The sequence below is a fragment of the Nostoc punctiforme PCC 73102 genome, assembly GCF_000020025.1.
GTDB classification, from domain to species: domain Bacteria; phylum Cyanobacteriota; class Cyanobacteriia; order Cyanobacteriales; family Nostocaceae; genus Nostoc; species Nostoc punctiforme.
On sequence record NC_010628.1, the window covers coordinates 7,681,724 to 7,698,302 of the forward strand.

A 16,579-nucleotide genomic window follows, 5' to 3' on the forward strand; every position below is an offset into this window, starting at 1 on the left:
TAAGGGCAGGAGCCGCTTACTATAAGCAAATTTAATTAATTTGAAATTGCGTAATTTAGTTTACTTACTTAATCCCCATTGTTATATTGATTAGCTGGAATTCTCACTAAAACATTGGATTTTACTAATTTCCCCTTGCTTGTGGTGTTCGCCGGTGCTGTATTAGTAACCCGATCGCCATACCAATGCCGACAAAGGCTGTAAAGTAGAATAAACCAATCAATCGGATATAAATTGGTGGTGCGATCGCTTTAACTTCCACTTCTTGCGCTACTTTCACTGGTGCAAATTGACGGTTAGATCCTGGTAGAGGAGTTGCTTCCACCTCGATTTTGTGGGGTGAACCATCAAAAAACTGTTCTTGCCATGTTAACTTACCTTGCTCGTCGGGAATACCTTTGTAGTCAAAGATTGTTAAATTATGTTCTGTGGCGATCGCTTTTACTTCCAACGCTACATCTGCGATCGGTTGTCCACTTGCTGTATCTTTCAGTTGTAGTGCTAAATTCGCAAGTTTTCCGACAGTTGCATTTTTATCTCCGTTAAGGCTAATTTCCAATCCCTGAGATTTCTGAGATGATGGTGCAATTACTTCGGTACTACTTGGGTGGTGTTCGCTGCCATGAGCTTCTGCAACTTCTGCACTAATATTGATAACTAATAGGGTTACTATAGCCACCACTGTTAATGCACTTAATAAAAGGCGTACTGACTGTGGCGCAATTTCTCCTTGTTGTAGTTCTTCTTGTCCGCCAATCACCCAACCACCTAACAATCCAAGTGATAGTAAAATAGCTGCAATAACCACAAAATATTTATATTTAATTGGATTTTCGTGGACATTTAGATTTAAGGTTTGCTGATATGGAGCAAAAGTATTTGTTACTAAAGGTGACACATTTACCATTAGTTGGTAGTTACCACGAATGGGTAACATCTGTTGAATTTCTAGCTTACCATCAGGTGCATTAGCATTCATTTGCAGCAATTTTGTTCCCTCAACAATAGGGAAATCTGTTGTTAGCCAAGGATTACGCGGTGGTGTTAGAATTTGTAAGCTAATTTTGGTATTTTCTAAATGTTTACCCGCAGCATCAACAGCTTGTAACGTCAGGGTAACAGGAGATTGTGGTTTTTCTGCCTCTGCTTCAAAGGGAAGAATACGTTCTAAAGGTGGGTTGGTAAAGAGTAGCACTCTGGATGTAGGAGTTTGGGAATTACCTACAAAGGAATAAAGAATTGACAATGTAATGCAAACAGCACTGATAACCCCAAAAAGTCGATATTTTTTCATAAAAACTGACGGTAAATGTGAAAATTCTGTACTTTTTACAACTTAAAGTTTAATAGCAGTAGATGAAGCTTACTCCAGATTCTTTTTATTAAGTAAAAATTCAGACACCATCAAAAATACAGTTAAGGTAATGTAGAGATGGAAAAAAGCATCTCTACATTACCTAAAAGTTATTCCAAGCAAAAACACTCGTGCGAAACCTGCGATATTTTAGCGTTGTAACTTTGTTATGTTAACTAGCAAAGTTTTTCATTCACCTAAAAAATCTTGGGATTATGATAATTTAGTGACATGCAACGCCTAATGTATGGTGACGCGCTGAGTGTGCTGTGTTATGAACCGCAGGATACGTGGAGAACAAAACAGTCCAGATAACTAAAGAAGATAGCAGCATATAAAGTGTTACCTGCACAGGCTTGGATAAGGTAATACCTGCGGTCTTGTGCAATACTGACATTTGAGAAAAAGTAGTCATTTTTGACCTCCTATAATTAATTTGGGTAATTTATCAATCAAAAGGCATGATGCCACTTGATTGGAAAAAGATATACGATCAACTTTGGATTTGACAAGTGTGTATCAAATGTATTGTGTAATTCGACTTTAGTGAATACTATACTATCCTTTGAACATCGGCTCATCAGGATGTAGAAATCTCCACATAAAATCCATACAAATAACAAAAGAATGACACATGGATTTGAATGACGGCATTTTCAAAGCTGATAACACGAAGGTAACAGATTAAAATTAAAAATCAAAAATGCTCATGTTACCAATCATCCAAAATTCCTTGAAATGTAATTTATGTTATCTCTAAGCCAATTAAATACACTACTGATCATTGATATTTGCTTGCTTGTCTCTATATCCAAGATGCTATTATACTCATTGTTTGTACTATAGGTATTGCTGAAGCAATAAGCATATCAGGAATAGGCATAAAACAGTTAGTTTTTGCTAAACATAATTTATACATAATTCAAACGTAATAATACCGTTGAAATAAAACAAGGTTGGCTAGAATTTTCAAAGACTGATTCTAGCTCGATCTAGATTTAGCAACCTAAATAACAGTTTTTAAGCACTATCAAATTATTGACAATAATTATTAATTCCTCTAAGCTTTAAAAGCAATTGCAAATCTTTTGCAATTCTTTTTTGGTGCTAACCGTAACTAAATGTCATGCCCAACAACTTCGCTCTAGGTAACGGAAAGCCTTGGAGCCGCCGTCAATTATTGAAGCTGGGCCTAGCAGGTGCTGGAGTGACTGGTACAGCTGGACTTTGGCAGATGCTAAATCTACAAAGTAAGTCAATCGTTAAAGTGCCACCATTCAATAGGTCAGCACCAGACGATGTTACTAACCCGATGAAGATGTTAAGGGATTTTGATTATGGGACGGTAAAGCAAGAAAATGGACGGACTATCCGGGAATTTCAGCTAACTGCGGGTACTTCCATCATAAAGCTCAATAGTGCTGTCTCTTACAACATCTGGGACTTAAATGGTCGCATACCAGGCCCAACGTTACGGGCGAAACAGGGCGATCGCATTAGGATACTATTTCTCAATAATGCGGCACATTCTCACTCTTTGCATTTTCATGGGGTTCATCCGGCGGAAATGGATGGTGTTCGCCCAATCAGCAATGGTAGCGCCACAATTTATGAATTTGATGCTGAACCTTATGGTGTACACCTGTACCACTGCCATATTGAACCAGTCACCCGTCACATAGCCAAGGGATTGTACGGGATGTTTATCATCGATCCACCTACTCCCCGTCCCCCGGCTGATGAGATTGTACTAGTGATGGGTGGGTATGACGTAAATGATGACAGCCATAACGATTATTATGCTTTCAATGGTCTGCCCCACTATTACATGCATAATCCCATTCGTATTTACAAAGATCAGTTGATTAGGCTGTATGTCCTCAACATCATTGAATACGATCCAGCAGTGACTTTTCATCTCCATGCCAACTTCTTTGATGTCTATCGCTATGGCATGAGTATGACTCCTAGCGAGAAAACTGATGTGACTCTATGGGTGTAGCGGAAAGGCACATCTTGGAATTTGCTTTTCGCTACCCAGGTAAGTATATGTTTCATCCCCATCAGGATGCGATCGCAGAAAACGGTTGCATGGGTCAATTTGAAGTACTTACTGAGAGCAACTCTCAAAATACTGTTAAAAAGTCTTAAATAAATAATTTGTCATTAATTTATTAAAATTTTAGTTCAACTAGTTGATAAAAACTGTCATTATATGTCAAAGTAAAGTCTACTACAACGTGTCAAACAAACTAGCTTCTACTAATAGTTTGAAATGTTTCAATTAATACTTTTTTAGTTTTGTGAGGAGCAAAAATGATAAAACTTCGTTATGTCTGTTTAACAGCAGCAGCAGCCTTAATAGTTAGCTTGAGTTCCTGTACCAGTAAACCAACCGCAGAAAATCCATCAGCACCAGTTGTTAGTACTCCAGCTACAGAGGCAGTAAGTAATAACAGTCATAGTGGTCACGGTAGCAAAGAAAAAATTAATATTAACACTGCTATTTTGTCAGAATTAGATAAGTTTGAAGCCAAACTAGGTGTTCCAGCATTATCTAACAAAATCCAGGCAGGTCGTCCTTATGGCAGCCCTGAAGATTTAGTTACTAAAAAAATAATTACTCAAGAACAGTTTGACCAAATTAAAGACCAGGTTGGTGTTCAAGAAGTGGCACTCACGGGTGAGGCAAAAGATGTTGACTACATGAGTAAGTTGGGTTTAATGAAAGGGCATCTTTTGGTAGCACGAGAACTGCTAGATCAGAATCAGCCAAAACAAGCAGAACCTCATATTGGGCATCCAGTTGAGGAGATTTACGTTGACGTAGAAGATCAACTTAATGAGCGCAAAGTCAAAGAATTTAAAACAACATTGGTAAGTTTGCAAGACTTAGTTAAATCTAGTCCAAAGGATAGCAAAGTTAAAACTAATTTTACTTCTTCAGTGCAAGCAGTTGACGGAGCGATCGCAGCTTTGCCAGAAGCTCAACGCTCAAAACCAGGATTTGTGTTACAGGTAATTAACGAACTGCTAGATTCAGCTAACTCCGAATATGGCGCTGCGATCGCAAATGGTAAAATAACCGCGCCAATTGAGTATCAAGACTCCCGTGGTTTTGTCGTTTACGCCAATGATTTATACAAAGGAATTTCTAGTCAAGTAGCTCAAGCAGATCCCGAAGCGCACAAAGCGATCGATGCTAGTTTCGCTGAACTCATAAAAGTTTGGCCCAGCGCCATCCCACCAGCAAAAGCAGTCAAAACACCTAGTGATGTCACCAAACTGGTGAAAACCATTGAGGAAAACTCTCAAAAAGTAGTCGACAAATCCAATACCCAAGCACAGCGATAACACTTTGTTTTAATGGAAAGCTGATGCGAAGGAGTTTAAAATGATGAAATCGTTAAGAGTTAGGGGTTATGAATTAAGAGTCCTGAGTTAAGAACCCCGATTTGCTAACTCTTGACTTCCAACTCCTAACTCCTAACTTCTACCTAATTACACTCCATTCGTTACTTGAACTAAGAACTGATGCAAGAACTTGACTATAAAAAGACTATCGACTTGCTAAACGCCATCATGGAATTTGAACTAGCAGGAGTAGTGCGTTATACACATTATTCTTTGATGGTGACTGGCCCTAACCGTATTCCAATTGTGGCTTTTTTCAAAGCACAGGCAAGCGAGTCTTTACTTCATGCTGAACAAGTAGGAGAAATTCTTACCGGTTTAGATGGGCATCCCTCCCTGAAAATTGCCCCAATGGAAGAAACTTACCAGCATAAAGTCAAGGATATCTTGGAAGAAAGCTTATCCCATGAAAAAAAGGCATTGGATCTGTATAAAAATCTGCTCGAAACTGTCACCAATGCTAGTATTTATCTTGAAGAATTCGCTCGCGGCATGATTGGGCAAGAAGAGATGCATAATCTCGAACTGAAAAAGATGCTACGCGATTTTAGCTAATAGTCATTAGTCATTGGTCATTAGTCATTGGTCATTGGTCATTAGTTAAAAACAAATTCAAATGACATAGACGCGCCAGCGGCTTCCCGCAGGGTAGGCCAACTGACTAATGACAAAAGACAAAAGACAAAAGACAAAGGAAAAAAGATGGATTTTAGTACTGCTCTACCTACTTTTGTAATAACGCTCCGAGAAGGAGTAGAAGCGGCCCTTGTTGTTGGGATCGTGCTAGCTTTGCTGAAAAAAGCTAAACAATCCCGACTCAACTCTTGGGTATATGCTGGTATCGCCGTTGGCATTGTTGTCAGTGCTTTTATAGGTGTGCTATTCAGTTGGCTAATTCAAATACTGGGAGCAGCGAATCCTCAATACACCTCGGTAGTTGAACCAGCCTTGGAAGGTGTATTTAGCGTATTAGCGATCGCAATGCTCAGTTGGATGCTAATCTGGATGACTAAACAAGCCAGATTCATGAAAGCTACGGTTGAAGGAGCAGTAACAGAAGCACTGACACAAAACTCAAATGCTGGCTGGGGTGTTTTTACTTTAATTTTAATTGCCGTTGTCCGCGAAGGCTTTGAAACTGTTCTGTTCGTTGCTGCTAATTTCCAACAGGGATTTATGCCAGCATTGGGTGCAATTGGTGGTTTGGTAGCAGCAACTGCCATTGGAGTGCTGCTATTTAAATGGGGTGTGAAAATTAACATCCGCCAGTTTTTCCAGGTAATGGGCGTTTTCTTAGTGTTGATTGTGGCTGGGTTAGTAGTTTCAGGCTTGAAACATTTTGACGAAGCTGTGGCGAACCTTGCTCTTAGCAGTCGTGCCACAGAAAGCCTGTGTTTCTATTACGAACGTTTTACAAGAGTACATTCTTGTATTTTGGGCCCAATGGTTTCAAATACTTCCACAATCTTGCCTGACGAACAATTTCCTGGGATTATTCTCAAATCTTTATTTGGTTACAGAGACAATCTCTATCTTGTACAAGCAGTGGGATATGTGACGTTCTTACTCACCATTGGAGGATTGTATTTCCGCAGCCTTGGGGGTGCTTATCCTGAAGGTAAAAAAAATATCCCCTTTGGTCAAAAACCAATTAGTTCTGCAAAAGATTAAAAGCACAGTCAGTTACCTCGTTTGCAGTCTCCCTCATTCCCAGTCTATGACTGGGAATCGCCTTTGGGATAGCTACGCTAATGTCGATTCAAAAATAGCTGCCTTAGTTCAAGTCACAGTTAATATTTTTGCCATTGTAATTGAATACAAATGTTTTCAAGTAATACCAATTTGAAAAAATAATGCAACAAATAAACTATTTGTAGAGACGCAATTAATGCGTCTTTAGCCAAGGATGTGTTGCAATGATTAATTGAATCGGTATAATCAAAAAAGGAAATGAGCAAAATTTTTATATTAAATGCCTTACTGTTACTTTCTCAAATACCCAATCAAGAAACAAAATTTTTAGATTTAAAAAATAAACTAGAAAAGAAAGGGTTTCAGGTAATCATTGCACTACCACCAAAGCGAGGAGCTTATGGTTTACTAAGAGAAGCTGACAAAAAAATCTGGATTAATCCCATAGTGTTTGAGTTACACATTGGGATTCAAACACTAATCCATGAAACTGTTCATGCAGCCCAGGTATGTGCCGGAAAAGGAAAAATAAAAACTTTAGGTTTAGACATTCAACCAAGCAATTATGCTCGACCATTTTTTAGACACTATACTGATGTCAAACGGCAAGATTTAGAAAAAGAAGCTTATGCAGTGCAAACTCAACCTAATAGTTTTGAATTAGCTATATCTCTTCTTCAACAACACTGTAAATAGCTAGTTTAGCAGATACAAAAGCTGAAGCACCTTTATTTAACTGCTTTGTAATACAAAGTGTTGTTGAGTAATAATATTAAGTGCAAAGAATGCTTTAAAACGCGAATTTATTAATGATTTTTTAATACAAAAAAACAATAAAAATGCTTTGCAGCAGTTTCAAATTAATTTGAATGTTGAAGTAATCATAGTAATTCTAAAATTCATGTTGTCTTACTATTGAGACACTGAAAAGCCTGTTTTATCAGGGTTTTATCTAAAATCACCTCCGATAAATGCATCCTTTATTGATTGTTATCCCAGTATCGAGCTAAGTGCCCTATGCTGCAAATAATACTTGCTTAAGCTGCTGACAAGCCTTTTCAATTGCATCTATACTACCTGGATTCACCAAACCAAAATAATCAAACACATAAACTCGATTATTTTTAGTTGCTTGTAGTTGCTGCCAAAAAGCTTCCTTTTTCAGTGAATCTAAAAGTGCTGCTTCTGAATTCCCTTGTGGGGGATTAACCAAAATTATTACCTCTGGATTTGCTTCTAAAACTTTCTCAGCAGAAAGCGTCACATAACCACCAATTGGACTTTTTCCTTGTAAATCTGCTGCTATATTTTTCGCCTGAAATTTTGCCAACAAATCCCCTGCCCAACTATTTTTATTCGGCGCTAAGATTGGTTGACGACTAACCAGCGCTAGAGTAGAAAAACCTTGAGTTGGCTTTTCTGGCAAGAAAGTTTTATAACGATTTAACAAAGGCAGAGGATCAGCATCAATTGATTTAGCAAGAGTTTTAGTAAGTTCTTCTAGAGATTCCCAGTTATTCACCTTAGTGAGAAAGGTGTTAATTCCTAGCTGCTGAAGTTTTTGAATTGGGATGTTAGAAAAACCTTCTGCACCAATAACTAAATCTGGTTTGAGTGCTACTATTTTCTCTAAATTGGGTGGGCTTTGTCCTTCACTAACACGGGGAATATCTTTGAATTTTGAGTCATTTTTAAATAATTTGCTACCAGTGATTCCGACAATTTTTGTGGAATTAAGTCGAGAGATGATATCAGCAGAAAGAGAAGAAAGAGCAACAACTCTTTTTACCGATCCTGTTGGTAGTTGTTGAGAATTTGCGTTTATCGTCTCAGTAGGGTTTGTGACTTTTATTTGTGACTGCTGAGTGGTTGCAGTCGTGCAAGCAGCTAAAACTATACTCATCAAAAGTGCTAAAGCAGATAAGAGCCAACGACGATGCATATTAAAATTCCTTCTGGGGTAAGAATTGTATAAGAAGCATACTCAGCAACACATTCAAAAATCGTCAATGTAGCTTTTAGCAATATAGCTATAAAGTACCAAACTGGATCGACGAAGCCAGAGATTGAAAAGATGTGGCTAATGGCAACAACTAAAAGTCAAGCTATTCTTGCTTCAAAAAAACTACTGATTTTGGCAGATTTTGACTAACTAAGGTAGAGGCGGAATCTACCCAATAGTAGACTAGGCTTGCTTTGTATTCAGATGTTTTATACTTCCTTATATGCGTTTATGTCTTTATAAAAAAATGCGGCAACACAAATAGGGCTTAGGCAGTCTTGAAAAAATAGGTTTTAAACCCTTGCTGCTTACTTATATAATTCGATACACGTTACCTACAATTATCTAAATTGGGGTCGATGATTATTGTGTCCATCTACTGGTAGATATGTCTAACCATCCTTTAAGCGTTGCAAGATCAACATTATTTTGGCGGCGTATATTTGCTGTTCTTTTCACTACTAGTTCGTTGCTCCCTAACTTTGGAACCGAACCAGCAAGCGCGCAAGTAACCCAATATTGTCAGTTATCATCGCCGGCGGCGAAAGAAAAAGAAAACTTACGTTTATCAGCTCTTAAAGGCAATCAAGATGCCCAAACCCGCTACCAAAACTTAATAAAAAAACAGGCACAGGAATTACAGGAGTGCCGCACTCGGACTTGGCCACAAATCCAAGCTGTCTGGTTACGCTTGTATCCTTGTGACATTCAGCCAGGAATAGTTGACCAGATTATGGATCGGATTGTCAACCGTGGCTATAACCAAGTGTATGTGGAAGTATTTTATGACGGGCAGGCATTATTACCAGCAAAAGCTAACCCGACAGCTTGGCCTTCTGTAATTCGCACTCCAGGGACAGAAAACGCTGACTTACTCGCCACAGCAATTCAAAAAGGCCGGCAACGTGGTTTGAAGGTCTACGCCTGGATGTTTACTAACAATTTCGGCTATACTTACGCCCAGCGACGAGATAGAGAAAGTGCGATCGCTCGAAATGGCAAAGGTCAAACGAGCCTATATGTGGTAGATAACGGCTCTCAAGTATTTATCGACCCCTACAACTCGCAAGCAAAAAGCGACTACTACCAATTAGTAAAAGAAGTTTTGCGCCGTCGTCCAGATGGCTTGCTATTAGACTATGTGCGCTATCCGCGCCAAGCAGGAAGTGATTCCATCGCCACCAAAGTTTCAGATTTATGGCTATTTAGTCCTGCAATTCAAGAAGCTTTATTTAAACGGGCACTGAATTATAAAGGACTGGACTTAATTCGACGCTATTTGAGCAAGGGATATGTCACCGCCGGAGATATCGCGGAAATCGATCAACTTTATCCCCAGGAAGGGGAACCGCTTTGGCAAGGACGCATTCCTCCACCAGCGCAAAAATCAATTCTGTCTGCAACCGACAGACAACCACTTTTGCAATGGGAATTGTGGCAGCTAGCAGTTGCTCACGCCATGCAAGGAATTCTAGATTTTGTCAATATAGCCAGTTACCCAGCAAAGCAGCAAGGTGTTTCCACGGGAGTAGTGTTTTTCCCTGATGGCAACCAAACTGTAGGACAAGGGTATGATTCTCGCTTACAACCTTGGGATCGCTTCCCCACTACATTAGAGTGGCATCCCATGTCTTATGGGAATTGCGGTAATGTCACTTGTATTGTGGCGCAAGTGAAACGGGTTTTGAGTATGACAAAACCAGGTACAAAAGTGATTCCAGCTTTAGCTGGCAAATGGGGAGAATCGGTCAGTAATCGTCCATCCCTTGAAGTGCAAATGCAGGCACTCCGACAATTTGCGCCCCAACTGAAGGGAGTTAGCCATTTTGCCTATTCTTGGCAATATCCTGAAAATGATAACGATCGCAAATTTTGCCGCATTCGGTAAATAACATAATTCAAGAGGGGCTAAATGTCCCGCTACCGCTAACAGAATTCAGAAGGAAAATTTCCCTCATTTACCTTATTCCCACTAATTGATTCTGAATTCTGGAGCTTCTTCAACTAACTTAAAGCCAAATCTTCTGGTGTATTACAGTTAAACAGCATTTCGGGTTCTGCAAAAGGCAAAACTTCCACAGGATATTGCCGCAGCCATTGCTGAAACGATCGCCCCTCTTGATTGATAAACTCTAAAAGTTGTGGCAAACAGCGACGGCGATAGAAACCACACAGAGGTTCCCACCCTTTGGGATTATGAGCTAAAGCTGCGATCGCATTATCCCCCACGCTATCAAGTCTAGTTACCCAATCTTGCAACACCTCAACCCGCAACCTCGGCAAATCGCAAGCTAGCAATAATACCCATTCTGTTTGCACTTCGGCTAGTCCTTGGGCAAAACCGACTAAAGGCCCGTGGAATATAGATTCTCCAGATAAAGGTACTTCTCGGATAAATTGGCAACCAGGCAAAAGCAAATCTTGATAGCGTTCTGGCCAGGGAGTTACTACATAAACAGCCTCAGTACAGCTTTCAGCAATCCCACAAACTCGCTGTAACAACGGCACTCCTTGAATGGGAATCAAGGCTTTATCTTGACCCATCCGAGAACTTTTACCGCCTGCTAATACAATTGCTGTTAATTCGCTTCTGGTCGTCATTGCCTCATGCCCCATACTTCGACTCCGCTCAGTACAAGTGCCCAATGCCCATCATCCCCGATTTTGACTTTTCTCTACTTGCTGCAATAAATGCTCTACGCTTTCTGCTGGTGCAAGACACTTCAAACCTTGGCAAACTAAGCCAACGCTTCCCTCTGGTAAATCAGATGTTACGGCAAATACAGCCGTTGGTAGAAACTTGGGGATCAGCGAGTTTATTTGCTCAGTGGTGCTACGAATCAAGGTAGAATTACGATACCAATCCAAAGCTGTAAACAAGCTGGGACAAGCTTGGGGAGCGCGATGCATTACACTCTTAAAAGCTTTCAAACCAAGTTCCGCTAAATCCAAATAATCTAGATTATCGGTGAGTAAAGCGAGACGGACAAGATTAGCGATCGCAATTCCATTGGCTGATGGTGTCGCATTATCAGCATAGCTACGTTCTCTAACAATTAAATCTTGACTAGAATCGCTTGATGTGTTAAAGTAACCACCTAATTCCACACTCCAGAGAAATTCGGTAAATTCATCTTGAATAGCGATCGCATTTTCTAACCATTGCTTATGCTCAGGATTGGAAGCTTGTAAATCTAGCAGAGCTTTAACAAAGAAAGCATAATCTTCAGACTGGGCTAAAACAGTTGGTTCTCCTTGATAGTTGAGTCGCTGGAAACGCCCATCAACAAACTGATTTTCCAAGATAAAATTCGCTGCTCGTGCTGCTAATTCCAAATATAGTGGTTGTTGGAAAACCCCAGCAGCCTTAGCCAGCCCGGAAATCATCAAGCTATTCCAGGCGACAATCATCTTCGTATCTGTCACCGAGGGAATGCGACCTGGCCAATTAGTGGTTTTTGCTTCTTGGTTGTTACAAGCCGGGGGAAAAGTTTCTAGCAACTCAGAACTAACGCCATAGCGAGCGGTAAACAGCTTGCTCAGTGAGGTTTCTAGCGTTGCACTCAGTTTGCCAGAATTCCTTCTTTGTAAAACATTACGTCCTTCAAAGTTGCCGTTAGGGGTAACAGTAAATTGTTGTTGTAATTCCGTTAATTCTTCAGGCGTTAACAGTTGTTGGACTTCGCTGTAACTCCAAACATAAAAAGCTCCTTCTTCTGGTTCTACCGCCGTGGGTTCAGTAAAGCTGTCGGCATCTTGAGAAGCATAGAAGTAACCTTCCGGTGCGGTCATTTCTCGCTTTAGCCATTGTACAGTAACAGCAACTGCTCTCTCAAACGCTGGTTCCTGTACTCCTGCACTCCATAGATTTGCTATATACTCCACAATCTGTCCATTGTCGTAGAGCATCTTTTCAAAATGCGGTACTGTCCAAGTCGGGTCAACAGTATAGCGATGAAAACCACCACCTACATGGTCATAAATGCCTCCCAGCGCTAAGTCTAGTCCTCGCTGGGTACAAACTTGCTTGCCATCATAACGAGATTCAAAATTAAATCGAGTTCCCCGCAGTGCTAATTCTGTATAAGGAATCATCGGAAAGCTATTACCAGATTGACCAGGAGTAATTACACCTGTGCTGGTTTCCCAACCTTGGCGGAGTAATTCACGGTCTTCAAGCTCATCTGTTGTACCATCTTGCAACACCGCAGACGTGAGCAGAGACTCAATAATTAAGGCTTTGCGTTGCTGTAATTCTGCTTTTTCGGTATCGTAATAACGGCGAAGGGCTTGCAACACCTGCAAAAATCCAGGACGACCATAGCGTGGGTCTACAGGGAAATAAGTCCCAGCGTAAAACGGCACTAAATCTTCTGGAGAAAGAAAAATATTCAAAGGCCAACCCCCTTGACCGCTCATCATCTGCAAAGCTTGCATATAGATGCTATCGAGGTCAGGTCTTTCTTCCCTGTCTACTTTGATGGGAAGATAATTAGCATTCATGTAGTCAGCGATCGCACTATCAGAAAAAGCTTCGCCTTCCATGACAGTACACCAATGGCAACTAGAGTAGCCAATGGAAAGAAAAATCGGTTTATTTTGCGCCCTTGCAGTTGCAAGCGCTTCGTCACACCAAGGCCACCAATCAATGGGGTTTTCGGCGTGTTTGCGGAGATAGAGGCTCTTAGCTTCAGCAAGGCGATTAGTCATGATCAAATGCAAATAGTTGCCTTCTTTGCTCAGTCTACCTTGTTCCCAAGACTGTTAACCTAGACAGCTATGTATATGCAAGATAATCCTACAAGCGACTTACCCCTTGGGTAGGAGGTAGTAGTGCATGTCTTTAAATCGCCGACACCTGTGTAAGTTGTGAAATATTTTTACTGAAAAGATCGCAATAGCAAGCTGACAATATTTGGTGGCGTTTCTGGCACAGGTGATGCTGTCTTTGACTGAATTAAAGCATTTGGGCTAAGTCCTGCTATCAGGTGGAGCAAGAAGGTGATGATGGCGGCTTGTATAAGTTTTTCCAGCATGGCACGTCTCTCTCTGAGTGGATAGCATTTCAATTAGGACTGGTTATTCTGAATACACCTCGTACTATCGATTTACCGAATCTAACAAAAATAACTTGATAATTGCTGAGGGAAATCCTAAAAAAATGTTTAAAATGTTACAGAAATTTAACACAAGTCCCTAAGCAAGTTTGATTTCGGTTATCGGTTTAATGACTACATCGCCAAAGTTATCTAGCAAAGGTCGAGATGATGAAATTGGCGATAATTAGAGTTTTTTGATTTGTTCTTCCCTGCATGGGATATTCTCTTAGACAGCTTTTGCGGCTAAAAAGTGCCCTTAGAGGTTGAAAAAGAGGCAAGGGAGCAGGGAGCAGGCTTGCCGTGAGCGTAGCCGAACGGGGGCAGAGGGCAGGTGGTCACTGAGCGTAGCCGAAGTGGAGCAAGGGAAAATGTTGAAGCAGGCAACAGAAGCAATTCATTTATAAGATTCGACCCCGGATGAATTGAAACCACTGAAGTTTCGTACCCTGCGGGAAGCTGACGCAACAGTGTTCTTGTGTTAAAACCTTTCCCTGGTTGGTCGTGGCAGGAAACAGATAGCGCCGGCGGCAAGCGAGTCTGCGAACGCGTTGCGTCTCGTAGAGAGCGTCGGGCAGTTTTCCTCATGGCTCCTGCTTTTCTTGATAAAGGTTGAAGTTATTTGCGTGAGAACAGTAGAGATAAACCCCAGTTTCGTGCTGTCACCGATAAAATGTATTTAAAGTAGCCACAAACACGCTTCCATGATTCCTATCGTTATTGAACAATCGGGTCGAGGTGAACGCGCCTTTGACATCTACTCACGGCTGTTACGTGAGCGCATCATCTTTTTGGGACAACAAGTTGACAACAACATTGCTAACTTGATTGTTGCCCAACTGCTGTATTTGGATGCTGAAGACCCGGAGAAGGACATTTATATGTACATCAATTCTCCCGGTGGTTCGGTGACGGCTGGTATGGGCATTTTTGACACTATGAAACATATTCGCCCTGATGTCTGTACAATTTGTACAGGATTGGCGGCGAGTATGGGCGCTTTCCTCCTCAGCGCGGGTGCTAAGGGTAAGCGGATGAGTTTACCCCATTCTCGGATTATGATTCATCAACCTCTCGGTGGCGCTCAAGGACAGGCGACTGATATTGAAATTCAGGCGCGGGAAATTCTGTACCACAAAAAGCGGCTAAATGACTATTTAGCCGACCATACAGGTCAACCAATTGAGCGCATTGCTGAAGATACTGAACGTGACTTCTTCATGTCACCAGAGGAAGCCAGGGAATACGGTTTGATTGACCAAGTGATTGACCGCCACGCTGCTGGTAGCCGTCCAGCTGTTGCTGCTGTGAATTAATAATCACGATTGGTAAATGGTGATTTACCACTTTTAATTCCCTTAAACCTCAAAAATAACCCCTCTTCATAACTGAAGAGGGGTTATTTGAGTTCAAAACTTGATTTAGAAGTTGCAAATCAAAATCCTGCGCTTGGATCTGGCTGAGATTGCAGGTATTTGAGAAATTCGTACAATTCTTCTTCAGTTAGCAAAGTACGTCCCCGTTTACCGTAGGTTTTAATCAGATGCTCCCGTCCCTGTTCTGGTGTCCATCCTAAGCGGTGCATTGCGACATTTATATTAGCAATTAGATCCGACAAATCTGCTGGTTGAGTTTTCTTTTTTCTCCTTCCTGTTCCTGTCAGAGGGACTACATCCTCTTTCATCCAACATAATCGTTCGATTTCAGCATTAATTTCCCCCTGCTGTTGTGTCCAACATAACTGTTCGGTGTCAACATCAATTTTGGCAGTCACAACTTCATCTAACGGTTGAGATTCAAGATATTGAAGGAATTCTAGTAATTCTACTTCTGTCAGTAAAGTACGCGATCGCTTACTATAAGTTTTTTTGAGATGCTCTCGCCCCTGGCCTATTGTCCAGCCTAATCGCTGCATCTCAACATCTGTTTGAGCAATTACTTTAGCAAAATTTACAGGTTCCATAACTTCGTCACTGTTCTAACAGCCTGCATCATTTGTCATTTGTGATTGTTAAGGACAAAGGACAAATGACAAATGACAAATCAAAATCCCGCTATTGGGTCAGGCTGCGATTGGAGGTATTTAAGGAATCCGTGTAATTCTTCTTCAGTTAGCAAAGTACGTCCCCGTTTACCGTAGGTTTTAATCAGATGCTCCCGTCCCTGTTCTGGTGTCCAGTTTAAACGTTGAAGTTCGACATCTGTTTTTGCAATCACATCCGATAAATCCACGGGTTCAGCTTTCTTCTTTCTCTTTCCTGTCACTGACGGGGTAGGGGCATCCTCTTGAGGGCTGTAACTCCGAGGTGTAAATGGTGTGACATTATTAGCAGAAATTGCTGGAAAGGTTTGATTTTCTGGCTCGTTATTAAACGTTATTTCTAAGTTTTCAACTGGAGGATCAAATTCTAGCTCCCGGTTGGTAGTCACAGGAAAGTTTTGACTTAAATCTTGGCTATAGTTATCGCTTGGTAAAGGCGCAGTACTACTGTATTCGTACTGTTCGTTACTGGTTGTTACTACTTGTGGTTTGATGTTGCGGACTTTGGAAGGCGGTATAGATATTTCTTTGTCGCTAACCGCTGGCCATTGACTACCTACAAAATCCCCAGCTTTCGTAGAAGAATAAGTAGATTCACTCAATCCACCTTTGGTATTCAAGGAGGGATTTAGCTGCGCTGGAGAAATTGAATTTGAGCTAAATTCCACTGATTCTGGTGGCGAATTTGTAATACCCAAAACTATCAACGCCCTAGTTCTGGCCTGGTCTTCTGCTGCTTCTACTGTTTCTGCTGCTGCCATACCCGTCGCACGGGTTACACCTTCAATTTGCACGCTTGCCCGGACAATATATTTTCCTTGAAAAATTTGCACTAATTCAGAAATCAAGCTGCCGTTGGGATACAAGCTCTGGAATTGAGCCAACATAATACTACTACCAATCTAAATCTTTTGGGACTTGGGATTGGGGACTGGGATAGGGGAAAGAATTGTTTTAATCCTCATCCCTAATACCCAATC

At 41.0% G+C, this 16,579-nt stretch carries 14 protein-coding genes and 2 pseudogenes; 8 read left to right on the forward strand and 8 right to left on the reverse strand.

The annotated features are described in order from the left end of the window. Positions 1 to 124: 124 nt before the first annotated feature. Together NPUN_RS31545 and NPUN_RS39625 are read right to left on the reverse strand one after the other, a co-directional pair. A complete protein-coding gene (locus tag NPUN_RS31545; protein ID WP_012412433.1) occupies positions 125 to 1,294 on the reverse strand; it encodes a hypothetical protein in 1,170 nt (389 codons plus the stop codon). Between the two features lie 283 nt (positions 1,295 to 1,577). Next, the gene (locus tag NPUN_RS39625) at positions 1,578 to 1,769 is read right to left on the reverse strand and encodes a CbtB domain-containing protein (RefSeq protein WP_012412434.1); all 192 of its coding nucleotides are present in this window, start codon (positions 1,767 to 1,769) and stop codon (positions 1,578 to 1,580) included. Between the two features lie 711 nt (positions 1,770 to 2,480). Between NPUN_RS39625 and NPUN_RS31550 the strand changes: the two are divergent. From NPUN_RS31550 to NPUN_RS31570, 5 genes and pseudogenes are all read left to right on the forward strand, one after another. Next, positions 2,481 to 3,505 (forward strand): annotated as a pseudogene (locus NPUN_RS31550) (multicopper oxidase domain-containing protein). Between the two features lie 165 nt (positions 3,506 to 3,670). After that, on the forward strand, positions 3,671 to 4,708 hold the full coding sequence (locus NPUN_RS31555; protein ID WP_012412435.1) for a ComEA family DNA-binding protein: 1,038 nt from the start codon (positions 3,671 to 3,673) through the stop codon (positions 4,706 to 4,708). A gap of 180 nt (positions 4,709 to 4,888) precedes the next feature. Further along, a complete protein-coding gene (locus tag NPUN_RS31560; protein WP_012412436.1) occupies positions 4,889 to 5,323 on the forward strand; it encodes a ferritin-like domain-containing protein in 435 nt (144 codons plus the stop codon). A 147-nt stretch (positions 5,324 to 5,470) separates the two neighbouring features. Next, positions 5,471 to 6,439, forward strand: coding sequence for an FTR1 family iron permease (locus NPUN_RS31565; RefSeq protein WP_012412437.1), 969 nt, complete (start codon positions 5,471 to 5,473; stop codon positions 6,437 to 6,439). A gap of 279 nt (positions 6,440 to 6,718) precedes the next feature. Beyond that, entirely contained in the window at positions 6,719 to 7,156 is a 438-nt protein-coding gene (locus NPUN_RS31570) for a hypothetical protein (RefSeq protein WP_012412438.1), read from the forward strand. A gap of 319 nt (positions 7,157 to 7,475) precedes the next feature. On the opposite strand, the gene NPUN_RS31575 is transcribed toward NPUN_RS31570, so the two are convergent. Next, positions 7,476 to 8,402 carry an ABC transporter substrate-binding protein gene (locus tag NPUN_RS31575; RefSeq protein WP_012412439.1) on the reverse strand — a complete coding sequence of 309 codons (927 nt, stop codon included), beginning with the start codon at positions 8,400 to 8,402 and terminating at the stop codon, positions 7,476 to 7,478. Between the two features lie 448 nt (positions 8,403 to 8,850). Between NPUN_RS31575 and NPUN_RS31580 the strand changes: the two genes are divergently transcribed. After that, positions 8,851 to 10,350 carry a family 10 glycosylhydrolase gene (locus NPUN_RS31580; protein ID WP_012412440.1) on the forward strand — a complete coding sequence of 500 codons (1,500 nt, stop codon included), beginning with the start codon at positions 8,851 to 8,853 and terminating at the stop codon, positions 10,348 to 10,350. A 116-nt stretch (positions 10,351 to 10,466) separates the two neighbouring features. On the opposite strand, the gene NPUN_RS31585 is transcribed toward NPUN_RS31580, so the two are convergent. The 3 genes from NPUN_RS31585 to NPUN_RS42260 form a co-directional block, all read right to left on the reverse strand. Beyond that, positions 10,467 to 11,063, reverse strand: coding sequence for a molybdenum cofactor guanylyltransferase (locus NPUN_RS31585; protein ID WP_041566523.1), 597 nt, complete (start codon positions 11,061 to 11,063; stop codon positions 10,467 to 10,469). Between the two features lie 51 nt (positions 11,064 to 11,114). Next, positions 11,115 to 13,172 (reverse strand): thioredoxin domain-containing protein, encoded by a 2,058-nt coding sequence (locus NPUN_RS31590; RefSeq protein WP_012412442.1) that lies wholly within the window; start codon positions 13,170 to 13,172, stop codon positions 11,115 to 11,117. A gap of 170 nt (positions 13,173 to 13,342) precedes the next feature. Next, positions 13,343 to 13,498 (reverse strand): hypothetical protein, encoded by a 156-nt coding sequence (locus NPUN_RS42260; RefSeq protein ID WP_167306178.1) that lies wholly within the window; start codon positions 13,496 to 13,498, stop codon positions 13,343 to 13,345. Positions 13,499 to 14,036: 538 nt separating this feature from the next. Here NPUN_RS42260 and NPUN_RS42265 point away from each other — a divergent pair. Further along, a complete protein-coding gene (locus NPUN_RS42265; protein ID WP_167315685.1) occupies positions 14,037 to 14,174 on the forward strand; it encodes a hypothetical protein in 138 nt (45 codons plus the stop codon). Positions 14,175 to 14,262: 88 nt separating this feature from the next. Further along, entirely contained in the window at positions 14,263 to 14,874 is a 612-nt protein-coding gene (gene clpP, locus NPUN_RS31595; protein WP_012412443.1) for an ATP-dependent Clp endopeptidase proteolytic subunit ClpP, read from the forward strand. 119 nt (positions 14,875 to 14,993) lie between these two features. Here clpP and NPUN_RS41145 read toward each other — a convergent pair. Next, positions 14,994 to 15,215, reverse strand: a pseudogene (locus NPUN_RS41145) (hypothetical protein); the annotation flags it as partial. Positions 15,216 to 15,601: 386 nt separating this feature from the next. Further along, complete coding sequence (locus NPUN_RS31605; RefSeq protein WP_012412445.1) at positions 15,602 to 16,486, reverse strand: hypothetical protein; 885 nt, start codon at positions 16,484 to 16,486, stop codon at positions 15,602 to 15,604. Between the last annotated feature and the right edge of the window lie 93 nt (positions 16,487 to 16,579).

Excerpts from the sequence above, each read along its gene's own strand:
- NPUN_RS31545 (WP_012412433.1), bottom strand. The coding sequence starts at position 1,294 with ATGAAAAAATATCGACTTTTTGGGGTTATCAGTGCTGTTTGCATTACA.
- NPUN_RS39625 (WP_012412434.1), bottom strand. The coding sequence starts at position 1,769 with ATGACTACTTTTTCTCAAATGTCAGTATTGCACAAGACCGCAGGTATT.
- NPUN_RS31555 (WP_012412435.1), top strand. The coding sequence starts at position 3,671 with ATGATAAAACTTCGTTATGTCTGTTTAACAGCAGCAGCAGCCTTAATA.
- NPUN_RS31560 (WP_012412436.1), top strand. The coding sequence starts at position 4,889 with ATGCAAGAACTTGACTATAAAAAGACTATCGACTTGCTAAACGCCATC.
- NPUN_RS31565 (WP_012412437.1), top strand. The coding sequence starts at position 5,471 with ATGGATTTTAGTACTGCTCTACCTACTTTTGTAATAACGCTCCGAGAA.
- NPUN_RS31570 (WP_012412438.1), top strand. The coding sequence starts at position 6,719 with ATGAGCAAAATTTTTATATTAAATGCCTTACTGTTACTTTCTCAAATA.
- NPUN_RS31575 (WP_012412439.1), bottom strand. The coding sequence starts at position 8,402 with ATGCATCGTCGTTGGCTCTTATCTGCTTTAGCACTTTTGATGAGTATA.
- NPUN_RS31580 (WP_012412440.1), top strand. The coding sequence starts at position 8,851 with ATGTCTAACCATCCTTTAAGCGTTGCAAGATCAACATTATTTTGGCGG.
- NPUN_RS31585 (WP_041566523.1), bottom strand. The coding sequence starts at position 11,063 with ATGACGACCAGAAGCGAATTAACAGCAATTGTATTAGCAGGCGGTAAA.
- NPUN_RS31590 (WP_012412442.1), bottom strand. The coding sequence starts at position 13,172 with ATGACTAATCGCCTTGCTGAAGCTAAGAGCCTCTATCTCCGCAAACAC.
- NPUN_RS42260 (WP_167306178.1), bottom strand. The coding sequence starts at position 13,498 with ATGCTGGAAAAACTTATACAAGCCGCCATCATCACCTTCTTGCTCCAC.
- clpP (WP_012412443.1), top strand. The coding sequence starts at position 14,263 with ATGATTCCTATCGTTATTGAACAATCGGGTCGAGGTGAACGCGCCTTT.
- NPUN_RS31605 (WP_012412445.1), bottom strand. The coding sequence starts at position 16,486 with ATGTTGGCTCAATTCCAGAGCTTGTATCCCAACGGCAGCTTGATTTCT.